We start from the raw sequence: 213 nt of genomic DNA on the forward strand, positions 1-213 counted from the left end.
GCTGAAGGCCGAATTGTCTTGATCGACCACGGCGACCGGGGCCTGACGGATCACTCCAGGGGCCAGCATCGCCGCGATGACCATCAGCAGGATCAGCGGCAGGCCAAAAGCGACGAATGCGTCCCACCGTCGGGTCACCAGGACGCGCGCCTCGTCCCGAACGGCCGATACGAAGACGGCCGCGAGGCGTCTCACCGTGCGGACCAATCGAAC

The 213-nt window shown here is 66.2% G+C and carries 1 pseudogene; it reads right to left on the bottom strand.

The features are described from left to right. Window positions 1-195 (bottom strand): annotated as a pseudogene (locus HF680_RS15770) (ABC transporter permease); the annotation flags it as partial. Window positions 196-213: the final 18 nt, after the last annotated feature.

The organism is Brevundimonas huaxiensis, from assembly GCF_014218725.1.
In the GTDB taxonomy this organism is placed as follows: Bacteria; Pseudomonadota; Alphaproteobacteria; order Caulobacterales; family Caulobacteraceae; genus Brevundimonas; species Brevundimonas huaxiensis.